The organism is Streptomyces sp. (genome assembly GCF_035563135.1).
Taxonomy (GTDB): Bacteria; Actinomycetota; Actinomycetes; order Streptomycetales; family Streptomycetaceae; genus Streptomyces.
Map to the genome: position 1 here is coordinate 1 of NZ_DATMVN010000789.1, position 2,911 is coordinate 2,911.

The following is a 2,911-nucleotide window of genomic DNA, read 5'->3' on the forward strand; positions in this document are numbered from 1 at the left end:
GGGCTTGCCCGTCCTGCGGCGTCCTCGACAGGGTCTCCATGTCGAGCCGGCGTTCGGACTCTCAGGAACTCACTGGCCCCACCCCATCGCGCTCGGATCGCTCTCCTCGCCGAGTGACCACCAGGCGAGCTGTCCGGGTGCAAGGGTCACGTAGGCGAGCTCGCGCTGGCCTGGCAGCCGCGCCATCAGCGTCACGAACTGGTTGCTCGCCCGAGCCGTCACGATCTCCTTGGCGCGACTTGCGAGATCGACGGAGTCGTCCAGTTCCCACACGAGGTCCGTCCCGGCCATCCTCAGCACCTTTGCCATGTCCCCCAGCACATCACTCGTGCATCCGGATGAGCCACCCGACCAGCGCGGCACACTGCCTCTGCCGGCACCATGCGCCCGATCTGGCTGCGCCCAGCTTCCGGGACACTGAGCAGCCGCTCGGTGGTCCGGCAGCGACGAGCACCGTGCCGGGCTTCGACGATCCGCCGCAGAGCGCGACGCACCGCATCACCGCGAACCATCCGTCCGCCCCGGAAGGGTCCGAATGCCCGTGGCATGCGAACTGACGGCAGCTCGACCGGTCCCGGGGACCCGGATGAGCGCAAGTTGACCAGTGACGCCAGTTCGGCGTCATGCCCCTCCGCTACCGGAGGGAGATCGGCGGTCCCTCCGTTGCGGCTCACGAGCACACAGACGTCTCCTCGACTCGGAACCGTGCGGTCGTGACGACCATCCGAGTCACCCGCCGACCGCGGAGACCCTCGGTGGGCGTTGAGGACACAGCGACGCGGTCAGCACTCGCACCGGCCGATGGCGCCGACGGGGGCTCGGTCCGCCTCGCTCTAATCGACCCACCGGCCGTACGTACCACGTTGGACGGCGCGTGGTGGCCCCGGACACGGGACCTGACCCAGGAGTTGCCTGCTTTGGTCGAGGAGCTGGACCGTCGGGGGATCAGGGTCGCGCGGGTGGCTTACAACCCCGACCTCTGGAGACCCGCGCCGCAGCGGCTGGACGCGGACGGCCGGACCATCCGCCTCGGCTGGTTCCGAAACCTCGACCGGCAGCTGCTGAACATGACCGGTGACTCGAGCCGCGGCCGGCTGGACTTCCTCGTGGTTCCCCCGGACACGACGGCGGCCGCCGCGGAGCATGCCTTCTCGGCGGCCACCGGCCGGGCCAACCGGCAGGCACCCACCGAGCCGCTCGACACGCTCAGCGCCGCCGGCGCACCGGTACCACTCCCACGCTCCGCCGACCAGCCCGACACCGAGGAGACCGCGGCCTGGGCTCCGAAGGGGCCACCTGTACCGCTGACGCCGGGCCCAACTACGCCACTCCCGGCCAGGGGTCTAGTTCACGGACACAATGAGAGACCATCACCGATAGAGCACCTTCCCTCCACAGTGGGAGCAGTACTCGGATGAGGCAGTTGCTATCTGCCTTCCGCAACTGCAGCAGTAAGGTTCCGCGTTGTCCGGTGTATTCCCTGAGCGCGGCACGCCACACACCGAGCAGTACTTAGACGTTACAGTCGAATATTCTTCACCGCAGCCGGGGCAGTAACCGGGTCGTAGCGCACTCGGGGTATATGGACGATCCGTTCCCGGCGTGCCACACTGGGGACAGAATCTTGTGAAGCCTGACTTGTGTCCACACTGGTCGCAGTATGTATGTCGTACCTCTGCCATGGTGCACTGTAGCCTGACGTAACTGTTCAGCTCGTCACTGGGATCCTGCGTTTACGCTAACCAGTTCGGTTAGGACGTCGAAGGGTCGGCGGCCGTGCTTGGCGGCGGTGGCTCGGCAGGAGCGCAAGGCGACGAAGTCCAGGGCGCCGGCGAGGGTGCGCATGCACCCGGACACCTTCTGCTTGATCTTCGCCATGCGGATGTCCCTTTCCGCGGCGTTGTTGTCAAAAGGAACTCGCAGGTCGCCGGCGAAGCGCAGGTAGTCATCGAGGCGGCGGGCCAGGGCGCGATGGCGGCGGCCGACCGCCCCGGGCGGGCTGGCGTCGCACGAGGCGCCGACCAGGGCTGCGGAGACGATCAGCCGTCGGCGCGCAGCCAGCGTGGCAGGGTCCGGCAGCGTTCCGGTGTCGGTGATCGTCTCCAGGCCAACAGCGCAGGTGGTGTCCTGGCGGACGCCCGACCCCTACCGCACGTCACCGACCTGCTCACCGGCCTGCGCGACCGCGGCCTGGACATCACCCGCCCATCCTGGTGGTCATCGACGAGGCAAAGGCGCTACGCCGGGCGGTGCTCGACGTCTTTGACCACCCGGTGCTCGGTCGCTGCCAGCTGCACAAGATCCGCAACGTGCGCGACCGGTTGCCCGAGCGGCTGCGCTCGACCGTGGCCAAGCGGATGCGCGCCACCTACCACGCCGACTCGGTCCTCGACGCCGAAGCACAGCTCACCGCGCTGGCCCGCGAGCTGGACAAGACCCACCCGGGCGCGGCCGCCAGCCTGCCCGAGGGAGTCGGGACCACCTCGGACCTCGTCTACGCCCTTCCGGTGTCGCCCAAGATCAACATGGACACATCTCCTGCACCTGCGAGCCCACAATCCAGCGATCACCAACACCATTCGGAAGCGCGACCCGCGCGTTACAATAAATCCACTACAGCCAGTCCTGGTCATAATCACCCAAGCCTTCACCAGAAGACGGCGCATATGCTACCAATATTGGTAGTCCGGGCTCCGCTCGCGGGGACCAGTGCCGTTTCTGGGGGTGGCGTGTTGGTCATTGTTTGATGGCGTTGATAAATGCACGGCGGAATGAAGATCTACGCCGGCGCTCCTTCGGCGGCCCGGCACTACGTGGAGGCCGGCCGGGGCCGGGCCGATGACTACTACCTCGCCGAGGGGACCGGGATCGCGCGCCGCTATGCGGCCGCCGGCGGCGGCAGAGTGCAGGA

Annotated in this window: 3 protein-coding genes and 1 pseudogene; 2 read left to right on the top strand and 2 right to left on the bottom strand. The window is 67.7% G+C overall.

From position 1 onward, the window contains the following. Window positions 1–69: 69 nt before the first annotated feature. Window positions 70–291, bottom strand: coding sequence for a hypothetical protein (locus VN520_RS35160; RefSeq protein WP_325751012.1), 222 nt, complete (start codon window positions 289–291; stop codon window positions 70–72). A 332-nt stretch (window positions 292–623) separates the two neighbouring features. Here VN520_RS35160 and VN520_RS39780 point away from each other — a divergent pair, with 332 nt between their 5' ends. Further along, entirely contained in the window at window positions 624–1,418 is a 795-nt protein-coding gene (locus tag VN520_RS39780) for a DUF5994 family protein (protein ID WP_414720045.1), read from the top strand. A gap of 298 nt (window positions 1,419–1,716) precedes the next feature. Here the strand turns inward: VN520_RS39780 and VN520_RS35165 are convergent, their stop codons facing one another. After that, complete coding sequence (locus VN520_RS35165) at window positions 1,717–2,106, bottom strand: IS66 family transposase (protein WP_414720046.1); 390 nt, start codon at window positions 2,104–2,106, stop codon at window positions 1,717–1,719. A gap of 48 nt (window positions 2,107–2,154) precedes the next feature. Here VN520_RS35165 and VN520_RS35170 point away from each other — a divergent pair. After that, window positions 2,155–2,483, top strand: a pseudogene (locus VN520_RS35170) (transposase); the annotation flags it as partial. Window positions 2,484–2,911: the final 428 nt, after the last annotated feature.